General features: G+C 69.1%; 18 protein-coding genes. 7 read left to right on the plus strand and 11 right to left on the minus strand.

Translation table 11 applies throughout. The features are described from left to right. Positions 1-45 precede the first annotated feature (45 nt). Both J2X21_RS21590 and J2X21_RS21595 read left to right on the plus strand, forming a co-directional pair. Complete coding sequence (locus J2X21_RS21590) at positions 46-1,314, plus strand: THUMP domain-containing class I SAM-dependent RNA methyltransferase (RefSeq protein WP_310332078.1); 1,269 nt, start codon at positions 46-48, stop codon at positions 1,312-1,314. Next, positions 1,304-1,816 carry a hypothetical protein gene (locus J2X21_RS21595; protein WP_310332080.1) on the plus strand — a complete coding sequence of 171 codons (513 nt, stop codon included), beginning with the start codon at positions 1,304-1,306 and terminating at the stop codon, positions 1,814-1,816. Before J2X21_RS21590 ends, J2X21_RS21595 begins: the two co-directional genes overlap by 11 nt. Here the strand turns inward: J2X21_RS21595 and J2X21_RS21600 are convergent. From J2X21_RS21600 to J2X21_RS21630, 7 genes are all read right to left on the minus strand, one after another. Beyond that, positions 1,767-2,951, minus strand: a complete 1,185-nt coding sequence (locus J2X21_RS21600) for an MFS transporter (protein ID WP_310332083.1) — start codon at positions 2,949-2,951, stop codon at positions 1,767-1,769. The genes J2X21_RS21595 and J2X21_RS21600 overlap by 50 nt on opposite strands. Beyond that, complete coding sequence (locus J2X21_RS21605; protein WP_310332085.1) at positions 2,948-3,661, minus strand: 16S rRNA (uracil(1498)-N(3))-methyltransferase; 714 nt, start codon at positions 3,659-3,661, stop codon at positions 2,948-2,950. The genes J2X21_RS21600 and J2X21_RS21605 overlap by 4 nt, the downstream gene beginning before the upstream one ends. A gap of 40 nt (positions 3,662-3,701) precedes the next feature. Further along, on the minus strand, positions 3,702-4,229 hold the full coding sequence (locus J2X21_RS21610; protein WP_310332087.1) for a hypothetical protein: 528 nt from the start codon (positions 4,227-4,229) through the stop codon (positions 3,702-3,704). 61 nt (positions 4,230-4,290) lie between these two features. Then, positions 4,291-5,964, minus strand: coding sequence for a long-chain-fatty-acid--CoA ligase (locus tag J2X21_RS21615; protein WP_310332088.1), 1,674 nt, complete (start codon positions 5,962-5,964; stop codon positions 4,291-4,293). A 93-nt stretch (positions 5,965-6,057) separates the two neighbouring features. Continuing rightward, positions 6,058-7,482, minus strand: a complete 1,425-nt coding sequence (locus tag J2X21_RS21620) for an NAD(P)(+) transhydrogenase (Re/Si-specific) subunit beta (RefSeq protein WP_310332090.1) — start codon at positions 7,480-7,482, stop codon at positions 6,058-6,060. After that, positions 7,479-7,799, minus strand: a complete 321-nt coding sequence (locus J2X21_RS21625) for an NAD(P) transhydrogenase subunit alpha part 2 (RefSeq protein ID WP_310332398.1) — start codon at positions 7,797-7,799, stop codon at positions 7,479-7,481. Before J2X21_RS21625 ends, J2X21_RS21620 begins: the two co-directional genes overlap by 4 nt. A gap of 5 nt (positions 7,800-7,804) precedes the next feature. After that, positions 7,805-8,920: a Re/Si-specific NAD(P)(+) transhydrogenase subunit alpha gene (locus J2X21_RS21630; protein WP_310332091.1), complete on the minus strand. Its 1,116-nt coding sequence runs from the start codon at positions 8,918-8,920 to the stop codon at positions 7,805-7,807. 85 nt (positions 8,921-9,005) lie between these two features. Here J2X21_RS21630 and J2X21_RS21635 point away from each other — a divergent pair, with 85 nt between their 5' ends. Together J2X21_RS21635 and mnmA are read left to right on the plus strand one after the other, a co-directional pair. After that, positions 9,006-9,503 carry an NUDIX hydrolase gene (locus tag J2X21_RS21635; RefSeq protein ID WP_310332092.1) on the plus strand — a complete coding sequence of 166 codons (498 nt, stop codon included), beginning with the start codon at positions 9,006-9,008 and terminating at the stop codon, positions 9,501-9,503. Positions 9,504-9,528: 25 nt separating this feature from the next. Next, positions 9,529-10,647 carry a tRNA 2-thiouridine(34) synthase MnmA gene (gene mnmA, locus J2X21_RS21640; RefSeq protein WP_310332094.1) on the plus strand — a complete coding sequence of 373 codons (1,119 nt, stop codon included), beginning with the start codon at positions 9,529-9,531 and terminating at the stop codon, positions 10,645-10,647. On the opposite strand, the gene J2X21_RS21645 is transcribed toward mnmA, so the two are convergent. Then, complete coding sequence (locus tag J2X21_RS21645) at positions 10,629-11,219, minus strand: PEP-CTERM sorting domain-containing protein (RefSeq protein WP_310332096.1); 591 nt, start codon at positions 11,217-11,219, stop codon at positions 10,629-10,631. The genes mnmA and J2X21_RS21645 overlap by 19 nt on opposite strands. A gap of 11 nt (positions 11,220-11,230) precedes the next feature. After that, complete coding sequence (locus tag J2X21_RS21650) at positions 11,231-12,769, minus strand: alkaline phosphatase PhoX (protein ID WP_310332098.1); 1,539 nt, start codon at positions 12,767-12,769, stop codon at positions 11,231-11,233. Between the two features lie 110 nt (positions 12,770-12,879). Here J2X21_RS21650 and J2X21_RS21655 point away from each other — a divergent pair, with 110 nt between their 5' ends. Both J2X21_RS21655 and J2X21_RS21660 read left to right on the plus strand, forming a co-directional pair. Then, positions 12,880-14,091: a sensor histidine kinase gene (locus J2X21_RS21655; RefSeq protein ID WP_310332099.1), complete on the plus strand. Its 1,212-nt coding sequence runs from the start codon at positions 12,880-12,882 to the stop codon at positions 14,089-14,091. After that, the gene (locus J2X21_RS21660) at positions 14,082-14,735 is read left to right on the plus strand and encodes a response regulator transcription factor (protein ID WP_310332100.1); all 654 of its coding nucleotides are present in this window, start codon (positions 14,082-14,084) and stop codon (positions 14,733-14,735) included. The genes J2X21_RS21655 and J2X21_RS21660 overlap by 10 nt, the downstream gene beginning before the upstream one ends. On the opposite strand, the gene J2X21_RS21665 is transcribed toward J2X21_RS21660, so the two are convergent. Continuing rightward, positions 14,732-15,220, minus strand: coding sequence for a CAP domain-containing protein (locus J2X21_RS21665; RefSeq protein ID WP_310332102.1), 489 nt, complete (start codon positions 15,218-15,220; stop codon positions 14,732-14,734). The genes J2X21_RS21660 and J2X21_RS21665 overlap by 4 nt on opposite strands. Positions 15,221-15,318: 98 nt before the next feature. Between J2X21_RS21665 and J2X21_RS21670 the strand changes: the two genes are divergently transcribed. After that, on the plus strand, positions 15,319-15,732 hold the full coding sequence (locus J2X21_RS21670) for a hypothetical protein (RefSeq protein ID WP_310332103.1): 414 nt from the start codon (positions 15,319-15,321) through the stop codon (positions 15,730-15,732). A gap of 70 nt (positions 15,733-15,802) precedes the next feature. Here J2X21_RS21670 and J2X21_RS21675 read toward each other — a convergent pair whose 3' ends face one another. Further along, positions 15,803-18,547, minus strand: a complete 2,745-nt coding sequence (locus J2X21_RS21675) for a S8 family serine peptidase (RefSeq protein ID WP_310332105.1) — start codon at positions 18,545-18,547, stop codon at positions 15,803-15,805. Positions 18,548-18,643: the final 96 nt, after the last annotated feature.

Below are 18,643 nucleotides of genomic sequence, written 5' to 3' on the forward strand. Positions count from 1 at the left end.
GTCTTGGACAACGCTATCCAGTTTAGGGGCAGCGACAATGACGCGGTGAGCCTGCCCAACAAGTTATCCCTTTTCGTGTCCTGCGCCGGTGGCGTCGAACCCCTGCTGGAGGATGAGCTGAAACGCTTCCTGCCGCCCGGCGTGCGCAGCAAGGTAGAAGCCCTGCGCGGCGGCTGTGGCGTGCTCGGCACCGCCGAAGACGTGCTGCGCATCAACCTCGAAAGCCGGCTCGCGCAGCGCGTGCTGGTCGAGCTGATCGAAGGCCCCTACCGCCATGAGGAAGACCTGTACTCGCTGGCCCGCCGCGTCGACTGGCGCGACTGGATCACGCCGCGACACACCATACGCGTGGACACCGTCGCGCAACGCTCGCCGCTGAAGAGCCTGAACTTCACGACGTTGCGCATCAAGGATGCGATCTGCGACCAGCTGCGCGAGCACACCGGCGAGCGCCCCAGCGTGGACACGCATTCGCCCGACCTGCCCGTGCTGCTGCACGTGGGCCCCGAGCGCGCGGCGATCTACGTCGACACCTCCGGCGAGCCGCTGTTCAAGCGCGGCTGGCGCGTCGACAAGGGCGATGCGCCGCTGAAGGAGACGCTGGCCGCCGCGATGCTGGCCGCCGCCGGCTGGCGCGGTGACAGCGCGCTGCACGATCCCTGCTGCGGCTCCGGCACCATCCCTATCGAGGCCGCGTTGATCGCCTGCGACTCGGCGCCGGGCCTGCTGCGCCGCTTCGCATTCGAGCGCCAGCTGCCGTTCTCCACGCCTGCGCTGAAAGCCACATGGGGCGAGATGGCGCAGGCGGCGCGCGCGCGCATACGCCCGCCGGCCGTGCCCATCTACGCCAGCGACGTGGCCTTCCGCATGGTCGACTTCGCACGCCGCAACGCCGAGCGCGCGGGCGTCGCGCAGTACATCCAGTTCAACGGCGGCGACGCGCTGGAGCGCCCGGCCCCCAAGCTGCCCGACGGCATGGCCGGCAGCATCGTCATGAACCCGCCGTACGGCGAGCGCATCGAGGTGCGCGGCAAGGCGGCGATGACGCGCGATGCTGGCGGCTCGGAAGAGCGCGATGGTGGCGACGATTTCTTCCCGCGCCTGGCCGCGCACTGGAAGCGCCAGTACACCGAGAACCCCGCCGGCTGGACTGCCTGGATGCTGAGCCCCGACATGAAGCTGCCCAGCAAGATGCGGCTGAAGGAAGCCCGCCGCGTGCCGATGTGGAACGGCCCCATCGAGTGCCGGCTGTTCCGCTTCGACCTCATCAAGGGCTCGGCCCGCAAGCCCGAGACCGCGGCGGATGCGCCGTGAGCTGATGGCGGCCGCGCTGGCGCTGCTGTTGTGCGGCGCGGCGCAGGCGCAGTCCTCCTGCACGCTGGTGTTCGGCCAGGGCCGCAACGCCCCGGAGCCGGGCGGCCCGGACTGGGACGCGCTGAACGAGCGCTTCAACACCGCGATGGCCGACACGCTGCAAGCCCAGGGCCGGCGCGTGGTGCCCATGACGGCGCCTGCCGTGCAGGTCGATCCGCAGGCCGCCGGCATCGCGTTGCTGCGTGAGGCCGACCGGCTGGGCTGCGCCACGCTGGCCGAGACCGCCGTGTTTGCCGACGAGCAGGAGCAGCTGGTGCTGCGGCTGCGCGTCTACCCGCTGCTGCCGCAGCTCGGCGACGGCGGCGCCATCGTGGGCCTGCGCATCGGCACACCGCTGTTCGTCACGCAGCGCGAGGCCGCGCGCGCGGCGCTCACGCGGCTGAAGCCGGAACTCATCGCGGCGCAGATGGCGGCGGAGTACCTGCGGCACGACCAGCGCTGAGCCACAGCAGCGCCGCCGCGCACAGCGCGATGGGCAGCAGGCTGGCCCAGTTCATCCACTGCCAGCCACCGGTCGTCACCAGCGCGCCGGACGAGAACGACGTGACGGTCATCGTCGCGTAGACGCCCGTGTCCATCAGCCCCTGCGCGCGCGTCTTCTCCTCGGGCCGGTAGGCCTGCGTGAACAGCGTCGTGCCGCCGATGTAGAGGAAGTTCCAGCCTATGCCCAGCAGCAGCAGCGCGCCGGTGAAATGCGCCAGGTCCTGGCCCGCCAGCGCGAAGGCCACGCAACCCACGTTCAACAACACGCCGGCCCACATGACCGGCACCACGCCCACGCGCTTGATCAGCGGCCCCGTGAAGAAGCTGGGCACGAACATGCCCAGCACATGCAGCTGCAGCACCAGGCCCGCATCACTGAACGGCAGGCCGCACTGGCCCATCGCGATGGGGGTCGCGGCCATCAGCAGGTTCATGACGCCGTAACCCAGCGCACTCGCGGCCATCGCGACGAGGAAGATGGGCTGTCGCAAAAGCTCCGCCGTGCCGCGGCCGCCATCGCCCGGCTTGGGCTGCACCAGCGCCGGAAAGTCGATCAGCGAGATCAGCACCAGCCCCGCCAGCGCGACGAAGATCAACAGCAGGTAGGCGCCAGCGAACGGCGCGACCAGCAGGTCCTTGCTCTCGCGCGCCAGCAGCGGGCCGATGATCGCGCCCAGGCAGCCGGCGCCCAGCACCCAGGAGATGGCCGACTCGCGCTTCTCGGGCGCGACCAGCTCGGTCGCCGCGAAGCGGTACAGCGCCGCGTTGGCCGTGTAGTAGCCGGCAATCAGCGTCGCGCTGACAACGCCCCAGAAGCTGTGCTGCAGCACGCTCCACAGCGCCATCGTGCAGCTGAACGCCGCCACCAGCAGCCCGATCTGGAAGCCCCGCCGGCGCCCGAAACGCAGCTGGTGGCGGCCCACCATGCGCGCCATCAGCGCCCCGCCGCCCACATAGGCGCAAATGGGCAGCGTGGCCATCCACGGCTGCGGCGCCAGCGCCAGCCCCACCAGGCCGTTGATGGCCATGAAGCAGATGTTGTTGGTCAGGAACAGGCCCTGGGCCAGGACCAGCAGCGCGAGCTTGCGGTTCAAGACAGCGCCAGCCAGGAAAGAACCGCCAGCGGGGCCGTGTCGGCGCGCAGGATGCGCGGGCCCAGCGAAACGGCCGCGAAGCCGCGTGCGCGCGCGGCGTCTTCCTCGGCATCGCTGAGGCCACCTTCGGAACCGCTGAGGAACAGCGCCCGCTGCTGCGCGAAGGCCGCCAGCGGCTGCGCGGCGCGCGGGCTCAGCAGGCCGCGCCATTCGTCATCACCCGCCGGCGGCAGCGCGGCCAGCCAGGCGGACAGCGGCATCACCGGTGCGATGTGTGTGGGCACCGTGCGCCCGCTCTGCTCGGCCGCGGCAATCGCCACGCCCTGCCAGTGCGCGCGCTTCTTGTCGGCCCGCTCGCCGGCCAGGCGCAGCACGGACCGCTCGGCCACCAACGGCTGCAAGGCCGCGGCGCCCAGTTCGGTCGCCTTCTCGACGAGAAAGTCCATGCGGTCGTTGGCCGGCATGACGACGGCCAGCGTGATGGCGCGCGCCAGTTCGCGCTGCGGCTGGGTGGGCTCAAGCAGGCGAACGCGCACCTCGCTGCGGCCCATGGCCGTGACCTCGGCCTGCCATTCCGGGCCGCTGCCGTCGAACAACGTCAGCGCGTCGCCGGGTTGCAGGCGCAGCACCTGCACATGGCGGGCGGCGCCGGGCGGCAGCGCGAGTTCGCCGGGAGCGGCGAGTGGGGTGTCGACGAAGAAGCGGGGCAAGGTGCGGACGGCGGCGGGTGTGGCCCGCCAGTGTCCCAGATCAGCGCAATCCCAGCGCCTGGCGTACGGCGGAAGCGGCGTCCTCGCCCTTGGCCTTCTGCACGCGCTCGACCAGTTGCAGTGCCAAAGCCTGCAAGGCGCTCAGGCTGTCGGCCTTCTCGACCTCCAGCGCGAAGGCATAGCCCTTGAACGTGCCCAGCAGCCGCGGCGCCTCGCCGCTCAGATAGGTGTACAGCGCCGCGCGGTCCAGCAGCAGCGAGCCGCCGGCCGGCGATTGCGCGACCGACGCCGCAGGCGCTGAGGCGACCGGTGCCGCCACGGGCACAGGCGCCGGTGCGGCCACCGGCTGCGGCGAGCCGCCGGCACCCTGCGGCGCGATCAGCCCATGCTGTCGCAGCGCCTCCAGGTCCGCCTGGGTCGCCCCCGCCACCAGGCGCAGCCATTCGCCAGCGGGCTTGGTGGCGTCCAGCACCAGCAGCAGATTGCGCGCCGCGCGCGACAGCGGCAGGGCGCGCGCGCGGATCTCGGCGCGGCCGGCGTCGGTCTTGGAATGCAGCAGTTCGAGCACGGTGTCGGTAGTGGTGCCCAGGCGGGATCACCGCCTGCGCGTTGCGACTGGGGACCAGGCCTCAGGCCTTGTCCCGCAGTTCCCGGCGCAGGATCTTGCCCACGGGCGTCTTGGGCAGGTCGGTGCGGAACTCGACGATCTTGGGCCGTTTGTAGCCGGTCAGGTTGGCTTCGCAATAGGCCCGCACGTCGGCCTCGCTGAGATTCGGGTCTTTCTTCACGATGACGACCTTCACCGCCTCGCCTGCCTTGGCATCCGCCACGCCCACGGCCGCGCATTCCAGCACGCCGGGCATCTGCGTCAGCACGTCTTCGACCTCGTTGGGATACACGTTGAAACCGCTGACCAGGATCATGTCCTTCTTGCGGTCGACGATCTTGAAGTAACCCTTTTCATCCACGGTGCCGATGTCGCCGCTGCGGAAGAAACCGTCGGCCGTCATGACCTTGGCCGTCTCGTCGGGGCGCTGCCAGTAGCCGGCCATGACCTGCGGGCCCTTGATCGCGATCTCGCCCGGCTGGCCCGCGGGCACTTCGTTCCCGTCGTCGTCCAGCAGCTTCAGCTCGGTCAGCGGCAGCGGCAGGCCGATGGTGCCGGTGTAGGCCTGGCTGTCGGTCGGGTTGCAGGTGGCGGTCGGCGAGGTCTCGGACAGGCCGTAGCCCTCCACGATGGGGCATCCTGTCTTCTCGAGCCACAGCTTGGCCGTGGCCTGCAGCACGGCCATGCCACCGCCCACGGAGATGACCAGCTTGCTCCAGTCCACCGAGTTGAACTCGGGGTGGTTGGCCATCGCCATGAACAGCGTATTGACGGCCGGGAAGCTGTGGAAGCGATGTCCCTTCAGCTCCTTGAACATGGCCGGCAGATCGCGCGGATTCGGGATCAGCACATTGGCGCCGCCAATGTGCATGGACAGCATCATGTTCGCGTTGAAACCGAAGATGTGATACAGCGGCAGCGCGCAGATGGTGACGACCTGCTCACCGGCCGGCACCTTCTTCAACGCCGGCTGGTACCAGGCCTCGTTCTGCAGGATGTTGGCCACCAGGTTGCGGTGCAGCAGCACCGCGCCCTTGGACACGCCGGTGGTGCCGCCGGTGTACTGCAGCACGGCGATGTCTTCAGGGCCCAGCTGGGGCTTCTTGTAGCTCTTGCCGCGACCCTGGGCTAACGCGTCGTTGAAGCGCACCGCGCCGGGCAGCTCGAAGGCCGGCACCATCTTGCGCACGTTGCGCACGACGTAGTTGACGATGCTGCCCTTCAGCAGGCCCAGCATGTCGCCCATCGCGGCGAGGATGATGTGCTTGGTGGGCACGCTGCGGATGACCTGCTGCAGCACCGAGGCGAAGTTCTCGATGATGATGATGGCCTTGGCGCCGGAGTCCTTGAGCTGGTGCTCCAGCTCGCGCGGCGTGTACAGCGGGTTCACGTTGACGACCACATAGCCGGCCCGCAGCACGGCGGCCACGGCGACCGGGTACTGGAACAGGTTGGGCATCATGATGGCGACGCGGTCACCCTTCTCCAGCCCCAGTCCCTGCAGATAGGCCGCCAGCGCGCGCGACGCCTCATCGACCTGGGCAAAGCTGATGCTCTTGCCCATCATCAGATAGGCGGGCTTGTCGCCGTGCTTCTTGAAGCCGGTGTCGAGCAGGTCGACCAGGCTGGGATACAGGGACGTGTTGACGTCGCTCGGCACTGCGGCCGGGTATTGCTTCAGCCAGATCGGCTCCATGCCATGTCTCCTTTTGTTGGCGCCGATTCTGACCGATGGCTGACAACGCCCCGATCAGGGGATTCGATAGCGGCTAGAGGCGCGCCTCTAGGTTCACTCCACCGCCTTCAGCATGTCCTCGACAACCTTCTTCGCATCGCCGAACACCATCATGGTCTTGTCCATGTAGAACAGCTCGTTGTCCAGGCCCGCGTAGCCGGCGGCCATGGAGCGCTTGTTGACGATGATGGTCTTGGCCTTGTAGGCCTCCAGGATGGGCATGCCGTAGATGGGGCTGCCCTTCACGTGCGCGGCGGGGTTCACGACGTCGTTGGCGCCCAGGATGATGGCCACGTCGGCCTGACCGAACTCGGCGTTGATGTCCTCCATCTCGAACACCTGGTCGTAGGGCACCTCGGCCTCGGCCAGCAGCACGTTCATGTGGCCGGGCATGCGGCCGGCCACCGGGTGGATGGCGTACTTCACCGTGACGCCCTTCTCGTGCAGCTTGTGCGCCAGCTCCTTCACCGCATGCTGGGCGCGCGCCACGGCCAGGCCGTAGCCCGGCACGATGATGACGCTCTCGGCGTTGCCCATGACGAAGGCCGCGTCGTCGGCGCTGCCGCTCTTCACGTTGCGCTGCTGCGCCGCGCCGCCGGTCGCCGCGGTGGCATCGCCGCCAAAGCCGCCCAGGATGACGCTGAAGAACGAGCGGTTCATCGCCTTGCACATGATGTAGCTCAGGATCGCGCCCGAGCTGCCCACCAGCGAGCCGGCAATGATCAGCATGCTGTTGTTCAGCGAGAAGCCGATGCCCGCCGCCGCCCAGCCGGAGTAGCTGTTCAACATGGACACGACCACCGGCATGTCGGCGCCGCCGATGGGGATGATCAGCGTCACGCCCAGCACGAAACCCAGCGCGACGACGATCCAGAAGTCCATCTGGCTCTGGCTGTGCCAGAAGCCGAACACGAAGAAGGCCGCCGCCAGGCCGAGCACCGCGTTCAGCGCATGCTGGCCCCTGAAGACCACCGGCGCGCCCTGGAACAGCCGGAACTTGCTGCCGCCAGACAGCTTGCCCCAGGCGATGACGGAGCCCGTGAACGTGACCGCGCCGATGAAGGCGCCCAGCGCCAGTTCGATGCGGTTGCCGCCCGGGATCTGGCCGCCCTTGGCCGTGATCTGGAAGGCCCAGGGCTCGTAGGCCGCGGCCGCCGCAATGGCCACGGCCGCCAGGCCGATCATGCTGTGGAAGAAGGCCACCAGCTCCGGCATCTTGGTCATCTCGACCGTCTTGGCCTTCCAGGCGCCAAAGCCGCCGCCGACGACCAGGCCCAGCAGCACCCAGCCCAGGCCGACGGCCGAATCACCCGCCAGCTTGACGATGAGCGCGGCCGTCGTGAACGCCGCGATGGCCATGCCCACCATGCCGAACAGATTGCCGCGGATGGACGTGGTCGGGTGCGACAAGCCCTTCAGCGACTGGATGAAGCAGACGCTGGCGATGAGGTACAGCAGCGTGACGACATTCATGCTCATGGCTTGGCCTCCGTCGTCGGCGCCTTCTTTTCCTTCTTCTTGAACATCTCCAGCATCCTTCGAGTCACGAGGAAGCCGCCAAAGATGTTCACCGCCGCCAGTGCGACGGCGACGACGCCCATGCCTTTGGCCAGCGGCGTCTCGGTCAGCGCCGCAGCCAGCATGGCGCCGACGATGACGATGGCCGAGATCGCGTTCGTCACGGCCATCAGCGGCGTGTGCAGCGCGGGTGTCACCGTCCAGACGACGTGGTAGCCCACGTAGATGGCCAGCACGAAGATGATGAGATTGATGATGGTGTTGTCGACCAGTTCCATGGTGCTCAAGCCCTCGTCACTTGTCCGTCTTGGGTCACGCGGCAGGCCGCGACGATGTCGTCATCCAGTGGCACCTGGAACGTGCCCTCCTTCGAGATGACCAGCTTCAGGAAGTCCAGCACGTTGCGCGCGTACAGCGCCGACGCGTCGGCCGCCACCAGCGCCGGCAGGTTGGTCTCGCCCACCAGCGTCACGCCGTGCTTCACCACCGTCTTGCCCGCCTCCGTCAATGGGCAGTTGCCACCGGCGGGCGCTGCAATGTCCACGATGACCGAACCCGGCTTCATGGCCTTGACCATGTCCTCGGTGACCAGCACCGGCGCCGCGCGCCCCGGAATCAGCGCGGTCGTGATGACAACGTCGGCCAGCGCCACACGCTTGGCCACCTCCACCTTCTGCCGCTCCAGCCAGCTGGGCGGCATGGGCCGCGCATAGCCGCCCACGCCCTCGGCGGCTTCCTTCTCCTCGGCCGTCTCGTAGGGCACGTCGATGAACTTGCCGCCCAGCGATTCAACCTGCTCCTTCACCGAGGGCCGCACATCGCTGGCCTCGATGACCGCGCCCAGCCGCTTGGCGGTCGCGATGGCCTGCAACCCCGCCACGCCCACGCCCAGGATGACCACGCGCGCCGCCTTCACGGTGCCGGCGGCCGTCATCAGCATCGGGAAGAAGCGCTGGTAGCGGTCGGCCGCGATCATCACGGCCTTGTAGCCGGCGATGTTGGCTTGGCTGGAGAGCACATCCATGCTCTGAGCCCGCGTCGTGCGCGGCGCGGCCTCCAGCGCGAAGCTGGTCAGCCCGGCCTGCGCCAGCGCGGACAGGCCGTCGCGATCGAACGGATTGAGCATGCCCACCAGCGCCGTTCCCGGCTTCATCAGCGCCAGTTCGTCGGCATCCGGCGCGCGCACCTTCAGCACCAATTCGCTGCCGAGCGCGGTGGCCTGGTCAACGATCTCGCAGCCCACCGCCTCGTAGGCGGCATCGGTGACGCTGGCCGCGACGCCGGCGCCACTCTCGATGCGTAGCACGTGGCCGGCTGCCTTCAGCTTCTTGGCCGTCTCGGGCGTGACGGCCACGCGGGTCTCTCCGGCCGCGCGCTCGCGCGGTACGCCTATCTGCATGGAAGCTCCTTGCGGGGGCAGGGGTTGCGTGGCAGCTTACACAATGCGTGCCAGTGCCCCGTGCGGGATATCGAGAGGAAGTTCCATGGTTGCCACAGACCGATTCCGACCCAGCGTCACCGTCGCCGCCGTGATAGCGCGCGGGGACCGTTATCTGCTGGTGGAGGAGGAAACCGCCGAAGGCCTGATGCTGAATAACCCGGCCGGCCACGTGGAGCTGGGCGAGAGCCCGCTGGACGCCGTCGTGCGCGAGGCGCTGGAGGAGACCGCGCGACCCTTCGTGCCCGAGGCCTTCCTGGGCGTCTACCTGGCGCGCTTCATGCGGCCGGCGCGATCGGAGGATGTCACCTATGTGCGCCTGGCCTTCAGCGGCTCGGTCGGCGAGCAGATCGCCGGCCGCGCGCTGGACGAGGGCATCCACCGCACGCTGTGGCTGACGCTGGACGAACTGGCCGCCTGCGCGGAGCGCCATCGCAGCCCGCTGGTGCTGCAGTGCGTGCGGGACTACGCGGCCGGACGGCGCCTGCCGCTGGACACGGTATTCGCGCACGGCTCGCTGACGACCCCGCTCGTGAAGGGTTGATGCCCCGTTTGGGACAATCGCGCCCATGAGTTCCCCCAAGAAGCACCGTGTCGTGGTCGGCCTGTCCGGCGGCGTCGACTCGGCCGTCACCGCCCATCTGCTGAAGCAGCAAGGCCACGAGGTCGTCGCCATCTTCATGAAGAACTGGGAAGACGACGACAACGACGAGTACTGCTCCACGCGCCAGGACTTCCTGGACGCGGCCTCCGTGGCCGACGTGCTGGGCATAGAGATCGAGCACGTCAATTTCGCGACTGAGTACAAGGACCGCGTGTTCGCCGAGTTCCTGCGCGAGTACCAGGCCGGCCGCACGCCCAATCCCGACGTGCTGTGCAACGCCGAGATCAAGTTCAAGGCCTTCCTGGACCACGCGATGCGGCTGGGCGCCGAGAAGATCGCCACAGGCCACTACGCCCGCGTGCGCGAAGTGGATGGCGAGTTCCAGCTGCTGAAGGGGTTGGACCCGCTGAAGGACCAGAGCTACTTCCTGCACCGGCTGAGCCAGGCGCAGATGAGCAAGGCCATGTTTCCCGTGGGCCACCTGCCCAAGACCGAGGTGCGCCGCATCGCGGCCGAGATCGGCCTGCCGAATGCGAAGAAGAAGGACTCGACGGGCATCTGCTTCATCGGCGAGCGACCGTTCCGCGAGTTCCTGAACAAGTACCTGTCCCATCAGCCCGGCCCCATCAAGGACGAGCGCGGCCGCAAGCTGGGCGAGCACGTGGGGCTGAGCTTCTACACGCTGGGCCAGCGCCAGGGACTGGGCATCGGCGGCGTGAAGGAAAAGGGCACGCCGCGCGGCGGTGGCGAGCACGAGCCCTGGTTCGTCGCGGCCAAGGACATCGAGCGCAACACGCTGATCGCCGTGCAAGGCCACGACCATCCGCTGCTGCTGAGCCCCGCGCTGGAGGCCGACGACCTCAGCTGGATCGCCGGCCGTGCGCCGGCAACGGCGCAGGCCGCGGCCAAGACGCGCTACCGCCAGGCGGATGCGCCCTGCAGCGTCGCCTTCGACGTGCAGGGGCGCTTGACGCTGCGCTTCCCCGACCCGCAATGGGCCGTCACGCCTGGCCAGAGCGCCGTCGTCTATGACGGCGAGGTCTGCCTGGGCGGCGGCGTCATTGCTCAGGCCTTGTCGGCCTGACGACGGCGCGCCACCCAGCCCACGGCGCCCAGGCCGGCCAGCAGCAGCGCGACCTGGCTGGGCTCCGGCACCGCGCTGACGGTCAGGCTGAAGCGGTCGCCGACCTTGAAACCGGCCTGCGCCAGCGTCCAGTCGGTCTTGCCCGCGCCACCCAGCGCGTTGCCCAGCTCGATGTCGAGATAGTCCTCGGGCGCGAACGTAATCGTGCGCGTGGCACCGCTGCCGGTCACGGTCCAGTCGCCGCCGAACTGGCGCGTCACGCTGCCGACGCTGGCGAAGCTGCTGTGGTCCAGTGTCAGCGTGAGGCCCTTCAGGCCTGCGCCGGTGTAGTTGCGGATGACGGCATTGAACGCGATGGGCGCCAGCAGGTCTTCGTCGTCGATGCGCCAGCTCAGCACGGCCGGGCTGCCGTTGGCCAGGTCCAGGTCGAAGGACAGCAGGCCGATGGCGCTGTAGTCGTTGGCGACCGTGGCGCCTTGCGTGACGGCGCCTTCGAACGTGAGGGCCTGGGCCGGCGCGGCAGCGCACAGCAGCGCGGTCAGCGCGAGAAGGTTCAGGGAGTGCTTGTTCATGATGGTGGTGCTCACAGGGTGCCCTTGGTCCACGGGCCGGTGATGGCCAGCGTGACGCCGACATAGAGGTTCACGAACAGCACGCGGCCGTCCGGGCTGAAGACGCAGCCGGCCATCTCGGTGTCGCGCTCGTCGCCGGCGGTGGCGCCGGTCTTGCCCACGGCGTCCAGCTGGGCGCGCGTGAAGCTGTAGTTGTTCTTCGCGAACAGGTAGCTGCCGCCCGTGGGGTGCACCACCTTCAGATGCTGCGACGGGATGGACGCGCCCGGCAGCGTGCCCGGTCCGCTGGAGGAACCGTCCTCGCAGAACAGCACGCCACCGCGCGGGCTCACGCACAGGTTGTCGGGCGAGTTGCCGACATGCAGGCTGTTGCTGACGAAGATGGCCTTCAGCGTCATGCTGGCCAGGTGCAGCGCCCAGATGCGGCCGGCGCGCGCCGGGCTGCTGGTGACCTGCTTGTCGGTGAAGTAGACGATGCCGTTGGCGACCCAGCAGCCCTCGGTCGCGCCGAAGATGGCCGCGCCGTTGGCATAGGCCTGGCGGTAGGGGCCGCTGGCCGACACGCTGCCGTTGATGGTGGACAGCGAGGCGCCGTCCAGGTCGGGGTTGGCGATGTCCACCCAGTCGCAGATGTACTCCTGGCACAGCGTCGGGTCGCGCATGTCGGCGTTGGCCACGGCGCGCACGCGCAGGCCCTGCAGCGTGCCACCGGCGTGCAGACTGTTCAGGCCGCCGGCCCAGTTGGCGGGGCGGAAGCGGTACAGCGTGTTGGCGTTGCCCTGGTCCTCGGTCAGGTACCAGTAGCCGGTGGCCGGGTCGATGGCGCTGGCCTCGTGGGCCATGCGTCCCATCGCGACGATGGGCGTCGTGTTGGCCGCGTTCAGGCTGGTGTCGGCCGGCACCTCGAAGATGTAGCCGTGCTTCTTGCCCGTCGTGGAGACGCTGTTGCTGCGGATCTCCTCGTTGGACAGCCACGAGCCCCAGGTGCTGGCGCCGCCGGCGCAGGGGCGGTAGATGCCGCCCAGCGTCGCGTAGCTGGACACCCATTCGCCGTCGCGCCACACCAGGTTGGTGTTGCCGCCGATCTGGTAGGCGCCGCTGGTGGTGCCGGTGTCGTACTTGGCGACGTTGGCGCGGCTGCCGCCGATGATGTTGGCGGCATTGCTGCTGGTGCTCTGCTCGTGGTTGCGCACCAGGATGATCTCGGTGCTGCGGCCCACGCGGCGCTGCACGACGACGCCCATGCCGTCGTGCGCGCCGGGCGTCACGAGGCCGTCGGACATCACGTCGCCCTTCCAGCCATAGCTCTTGTAGCTGAAGCCGGCGGGCAGCTCGACCAGCGGCAGGCCGGTCGTCAGGTCGTTGACCGGCGCGGTGGGGCCGTAGGGGCTGTCCAGCAGCACCGACGCGCCGGCGGCGGCACAGCTGTCGGCTGCAGCGGCTTCGGCCACGCGCGTGGCCAGCGCGCCGATGGGGCCGGCGAAGGCGGCGGCAATGGCGGCCGCGCCGCCCTTGAGCAGGCCGCGACGGCCCGAGTCTGCTTGATCCATGGCTACTCCAACGATTTGGGATTGGCTGGGAAGCCGTGAAATCCATCACACGGCTTCTGAGCCGCGCATGCTCGCGGCGCGATATGAAAGCCACATGAAAATGCGCGTCCATGAATCGCTTCGACCGCACGCTCGCCCGCCTTGCCGAACCCGGCGTGGTGCTGCGGCTGGCCGCGCTGGTGGTCTGCGCGATGGAGCTGGTCAGCGCCGGCGCGGCGCTGCTGGGCGCCCGCACCGAGCCCTATGACGGCCTGGTCGCCTGGGTCTGGCGCCAGCTGGGCGGCGACGCCAACGACCGCGGCCTGCTGCTGGTCTGCGTGGCGCTGCTGCTGAGCTTCGTCGCGTTGACCTGGCAGCTGGCCCGCCAGGGCTCTGGCGCGATGAGCGTGAACCGCCGCCTGGGCTGGCTGCTGCTGGTGGACCTGCTGGCCTTCGGCGTCACGCCGGGCCTGCCCTTCCTCGTCACCGCGCTGGCCGCCGTGCTGCTGCCGGCGCGCATCGCGCTGGGTTTCGGCGCGGCCCAGGTGCTGCTGAACACCGGAATCTACGCCGCGCCGCAGGCCGAGGCCTGGCTGGACCAGTTCGGCCTGCTGTCGTCCATGCTGGCGCTGCACGGCCTGGCCTTCGGCCTGGGCCGCATGGCCGCCGCGGAGGCCGAGAAGCGCCGCTGGCTGCAGGCCGTGCTGGCCGAGCAGATGGCCGGCGAGCACCTGCTGGCCGAGCAGATGCGCTACAACGAGCGCATGCAGATCGCGCGCGAGCTGCACGACCTGATGGGCCACCACCTGACCGCGCTGAATCTGCAGCTGCAGCTGGGCAACGCGCTGCTGGCGCGCGCCGACTCCGGCGGCGCCGGTCAGGCACTGGACCGCGCACAGGGCGTGGCCGCGCAGCTGCTCGCCGATGTGCGCGAATCCGTCTCGCAGCAGCGCGACTCGCAGCGCATTGACCTGTCCGCGGCGCTGCAGGCCTTGTCCGAGGGCATCGCCAGCACGCGCATCGAGCTGGACGTGGACGACGCCGCGCGCGACCTGGGCCCTCGCGCGGCCCATGCGCTGCTGCGCTGCGTGCAGGAGGGCGTGACCAACAGCGTGCGCCATGCTGGCGCACGCCGCGTGCAGGTGACCTTGCGCGGCGTCGGCGACGCCATCGCCGTCAGCATCGACGATGATGGGCGGGGCGCGCCGGGCTGGCACGAAGGCCGGGCCGGCAATGGACTGTCCGGCATGACCGAGCGCATGACCGAACTGGGGGGGCAGATGCGCGTCACGCGCACCAGCCCGGGTTTCCGAATCGAGCTGAGATGTCCACGATGGGTGTGATCAAGATCCTGCTGGTCGAAGACCAGCAACTGGTGCGCGAAGGCCTGAAGGGCCTGCTGGCGCTGCACGACGACCTGAAGGTGGTGGGCGAGGCCAACGACGGCGCCGAGGCGCTGGAGTGGCTGTCCGCCGCGCCGGCGGACGACATGCCCGACGTCATCCTGTCCGACATGCGCATGCCGCGGCTGGACGGCATCGGCCTGATCCGCGCGCTGGCCGCGCGCGCGCTGCGTCTGCCGGTCATCCTGCTGACCACCTTCGACGACACGGCCGCCTTCGACGAGGCCGCGCGCGCCGGCGCCAAGGGCTTCCTGCTGAAGGCCATACGCCCCGAGACACTGGCCCAGGCACTGCGCGATGTGCATGCCGGCGGCACCGCGCTGCGGCCATCGCTGACCACCCGCATGGAGGCCAAGGGCGGTGAGCGCGCGTTCACGGCGGCCGACCATCCCGACCCGCTGTCGCCGAAGGAGCTGCAGGTGCTGCGCCTTGTGGCCAGCGGCCGCAGCAATACCGAGATCGCGGCGCTGCTGGGCAACAGCGAAGGCGTCATCAAGAACCATTGCTCGGCCATCTTCTCCAAGATGGGCGTGCGCGACCGCACGCAGGCGGTGCTGCGGGCGATCGACCTGGGCTGGATCTAAGGCTTGGTCCGCGCTGGCGCGGCCAACTGCAGCACCCAATAGCGCTGCAGGCTGCCGGGGCCGGTCACGCAGGCGAGGCCCGCCTCCTCGAAGCGCGCCTCCATCAGGTTCTCGCAATGCGCCGGGCTGGCCAGCCACTGCACCAGCGCCTCATCCAGCGTCTCGGGGCCGCCGGCCAGGTTCTCGCCGGCCAGGCGCATCGCATAGCCCGCCTCGCGCAGCCGCTGGCGCAGTGGCGCGCCGTTGGCGCCCAGGTGATCCAGCCGGTCGCGGCCGGCCAGGTCGACGGCATGGCTGCGCGCGGATGCGGCCAGCGTGTCCTGCCAACGCAGCGCCGGCACTGCGGGCCATGCGCGGCCACCGCAGGTCTGCGGGCTGGCGCGCAGTGCATTCAGCGCGGCGAGGGTCGCATCGATGCCGGGCTGGCAGCCCTGGGTCGCCGGTGACAAGGCCAGGCACAGCGAAAGCAACAGCAGGACACGCATGCCGGCATCCTAGGCGCAGTCGCGACCTTGGTGATTGCCAATCCGCAACCCTGGCCGCAGGATGGCGCCAACGTCCAGCCGTGATGAAAGGGATCGCCATGACGCCCAAACCCCGCGCCCTCGCCGCCATCTGCCTGGTGCTGTCCCTGGGCCTGCCGGCGTGCGCCAACGAAACAACGCGCGCACAGACCCCGGTGCAAGCCCTGCAGGCCATAGAACGTGCCATCGGCGAGGCCCCTTGCGACAGCAACGCCGACTGCCGAACCATCGGCGTCGGCGCCAAGGCCTGCGGCGGGCCGGAGCGCTATCTGCCATGGTCGGTGCGCTACACGCAGGCCGACAAGTTGCAACGCCTGGTGGAACAGCATCGCTCGCTGCGCACCAGCGAGAACACGCGCGACGGCCGCGTCTCCAACTGCGCCGTCGTCACCGACCTCGGCACCACCTGCGTGGCCCGGCGCTGCCAGATGAATCCGCCCGGCAGCGACGCGGGGATTCAACTCACGCGCTAACCGGCCCCCAAGGAAAACAGGCCCCGCAGGGCCTGTTCTTGATGGTGCCACCAGGGCACCGGAGAACGCGTCAGGGACGCGCGATTGTCAGCGCCGGGCTGCTCCAGGTTTCCCAATGCGCCGGGTTGCCGGCATCGCCCAGCGCCTTCAGCACCGACAGCTTGATGATGTAGCTGCCGTTGGCCAGAACGCCCATCGACGTGCTGCCATCCCAGCCCGCGGCAGACCAGCCGCCCGGCGTTGCGCTGCGACCCAGGTAGTGCTCTTCGCTGATGACGCCGCGGCTGGCCAGCGTCGTGGCATCCAGCACTTCCCGCTTCAGGGTGCGCGACTGATGATCCAGATGCAGCAGCACGAAGGGAACATCATTGCCCACCATCGTGAAGCTGGCACCGGCTGCCTGCTTCTGGTAGCTCGTGCCGGAGAGTCTGGCCAGCCACGGGAAGCCGTTGGCCGTCGGCGTCATCACCTGCGTCGACTGGTAGTCACCCTTGAAGCCCGCGTAGGCCACCTGGATCGGCGAACCCACGGTCTGCGGCGTGAAGGTGATGTAGCCACCATAGAGCGAGCGGTCCGCCAGAGCCGGGTTGGCCGTAATGGTCACAGTCACCGTGGCCACGCCCTTGGCCGGAACGACGACGCTGGCACTGCTGAACCCCACCGACGCCGGAGCGCTGAAGACCCCGGTCAGGTTGTAGCTGGTACCGGTCTGCGTGTTCGCGCCGGCCGCCACACCGGCGACATGGCCCAGCGTGTACGTCACCGCCACCGACGCGTCATTGCGCAGCGTCAGCTTCTGCACCGTCGATCCTGCGGCGCTCTCGCCGGTCGATATCTTGCTAGGCATCACGAACTGCTGGGCCTGCACCGCCGCCACGACGTCGACCATGCCGGCGCCTTGGCGGAAGGTGTGCTCCAGCAAACCCAGGTCCGGATTGCCCGACCACGGCTTCGGCTTCGCGGTGTTCTGCAGGCGCGTCAGCATGTTGACCATCGGCGGCGCCGAGCGGCCGACGATCGCGCTCTCGCGGCCCAGTGCAGCGTTGGGCAGCGCCTGCAGGATCAGCGCCGTCGCGCCGGCCACATGCGGCGCGGACATCGAGGTACCGCTCAGCGTCGCACCGCCTCCCTGCTCCAGCGGATAGGCCGAGAAGATGCCGCCGCCAGGCCCGCCGATATCGGGCTTGAAGCTCAGATCAGCGGCCAGGCCGAAGGAGCTGAAACCCGAGATCAGGCCGCCGGTGCCGTAGGGGTAGGCCACGCCATCGGCAGTCCAGTTCAGCGTGGTCGGACCCGCACCAATGGCGTTGTGCAGCACCGTACCCTGGGCCGCCGTGATGCCCACGACCGGGATCGTGATCGGCACCGCGCCTGCCACCGTCGCATTGATCGCACCGGCCGAGTGGTTGTAGATCACGACCGCCGCAGCACCGGCGTTCTGGGCAACCAGCGCCTTGTCATAGAAGCCGCAGGAACCGCGCCGGATCAGCACCGCCATGCCTGCAAGGCTGCCGGCCGGCAGCGCCGTGCAGCCGTCCGGGGCTGTCGTGGGCAGCGTCGGCTGGTTGGTCGCACCGGTCCTGGCCATGGGCAGGCTGCCGCTGGTCGGCGGCAGTGGCGAGGCCGTTGACGGGTTGTAGCCATAGGGCGTGCCATTGACGTTGAACGAGGTCTGCCCGTTGTCGAAAGACGCGACGCCGATCACGCCATCGCCCACGCCAGGTGCGCCGGCGGCATACAGGGCATCCGGCGAACTGCCGCCGGGGCCGTTGTTGCCGATCGAGGCCACCATCACGACGCCCTTCGCCGCCAGCCGCGCCGCGGCCTGTGCGGTCGGGTACTGCGGCCACTGGCGGCTGGCGCCGATGCTCTGGTTGATCACCTGCATGCCGTCGGCCAGCGCACGCTCCAGCGCCTCCAGCATGATGTCGGACGTGGTACTGCCATTGCAGCCGAACACGCGGTAAGCACCGAACGTGACGCCCGGCGCCACACCCTTGAGGCCGCCGCCGTTGGCGCCGACGATGCCGGCCACATGCGATCCATGGCCACCGCAGTCATCGGGGTTGGCGTCAGGCGTCGCGACCGGGTTGTATGAGGCACTGCTCGGGTCGGCATTGAACGCATCGCCGACCAGGTCCCATCCCGCCACCACCCGCGCGCTCGGGAACGGCGTCGTGCCATTCACGCCGGAGCCGCCAAAGGCCGGATGGTCGATGTCCACGCCGGTGTCGATGATGCCGACCTTGATGCCCGCCCCCGTCAGCCCCAGCGAGTTCTGCGCGACGTTGGCGCCGGTCAACGACAGCGCGCGATGGAGTTCCACCGCGGAACCTGCAACCTGCTCAGGCGTCGGCGCCTGGATGATCTCGATCGGATGGAGGGCCTTCACTCCCGCCACACGAACCAACTTGGCGCGCTGCGCGGCGTCCACCGAGACGGCAAGGCCGTTGAAGAGCGAGCTGAAGGACCGACGCTCCTGGTAGGCGATCCGAGCATTGGCTGCGGCGGCGCGGAAGGCGCTCTGCTCGGCCTGCACCGCTGTCAGCTTGGCACCATCCGCCACCGGCTTGCCGGTCAACTCGACGAACCACAGGCGCGTGTCTTCGGCGTCCGCAACAGGGACCGATTGGGCCATCGCTAGAGTGGCGGTAGAAAGCGCCGCAATGGCCAGAACAATTGGCTTGCGACTCAGATTCCAGCTAGGCATGTGAACTCTCCGTACGTTTCGAAGCTGTGCATGCTCTCCACTTGCGAAGGCGCGCGGATCGGGGCTTTCCCGAGCGCAAGCGGTGCCTGCAGGCAGGCGCCACAAACACCCCCCGCGAATGAGCGGTGACGCATGCCGCGCATCCGGCCCGGCATGCCTCGCAAAGCGGCTCGTCGCCGGCCTGCGAGCACGGGTTAGTCC

Origin of the sequence: Roseateles asaccharophilus (assembly GCF_031458115.1) — a bacterium.
Lineage (GTDB): Bacteria > Pseudomonadota > Gammaproteobacteria > Burkholderiales > Burkholderiaceae_C > Pelomonas > Pelomonas asaccharophilus_A.

Bases quoted from the DNA above. Each gene is read 5' to 3' on its own strand.
- J2X21_RS21595 (WP_310332080.1), top strand. From the start codon at position 1,304: ATGCGCCGTGAGCTGATGGCGGCCGCGCTGGCGCTGCTGTTGTGCGGC.
- J2X21_RS21615 (WP_310332088.1), bottom strand. From the start codon at position 5,964: ATGGAGCCGATCTGGCTGAAGCAATACCCGGCCGCAGTGCCGAGCGAC.
- J2X21_RS21620 (WP_310332090.1), bottom strand. From the start codon at position 7,482: ATGAGCATGAATGTCGTCACGCTGCTGTACCTCATCGCCAGCGTCTGC.
- J2X21_RS21625 (WP_310332398.1), bottom strand. From the start codon at position 7,799: ATGGAACTGGTCGACAACACCATCATCAATCTCATCATCTTCGTGCTG.
- J2X21_RS21630 (WP_310332091.1), bottom strand. From the start codon at position 8,920: ATGCAGATAGGCGTACCGCGCGAGCGCGCGGCCGGAGAGACCCGCGTG.
- J2X21_RS21635 (WP_310332092.1), top strand. From the start codon at position 9,006: ATGGTTGCCACAGACCGATTCCGACCCAGCGTCACCGTCGCCGCCGTG.
- mnmA (WP_310332094.1), top strand. From the start codon at position 9,529: ATGAGTTCCCCCAAGAAGCACCGTGTCGTGGTCGGCCTGTCCGGCGGC.
- J2X21_RS21645 (WP_310332096.1), bottom strand. From the start codon at position 11,219: ATGAACAAGCACTCCCTGAACCTTCTCGCGCTGACCGCGCTGCTGTGC.
- J2X21_RS21650 (WP_310332098.1), bottom strand. From the start codon at position 12,769: ATGGATCAAGCAGACTCGGGCCGTCGCGGCCTGCTCAAGGGCGGCGCG.
- J2X21_RS21655 (WP_310332099.1), top strand. From the start codon at position 12,880: ATGAATCGCTTCGACCGCACGCTCGCCCGCCTTGCCGAACCCGGCGTG.
- J2X21_RS21660 (WP_310332100.1), top strand. From the start codon at position 14,082: ATGGGTGTGATCAAGATCCTGCTGGTCGAAGACCAGCAACTGGTGCGC.
- J2X21_RS21665 (WP_310332102.1), bottom strand. From the start codon at position 15,220: ATGCGTGTCCTGCTGTTGCTTTCGCTGTGCCTGGCCTTGTCACCGGCG.
- J2X21_RS21670 (WP_310332103.1), top strand. From the start codon at position 15,319: ATGACGCCCAAACCCCGCGCCCTCGCCGCCATCTGCCTGGTGCTGTCC.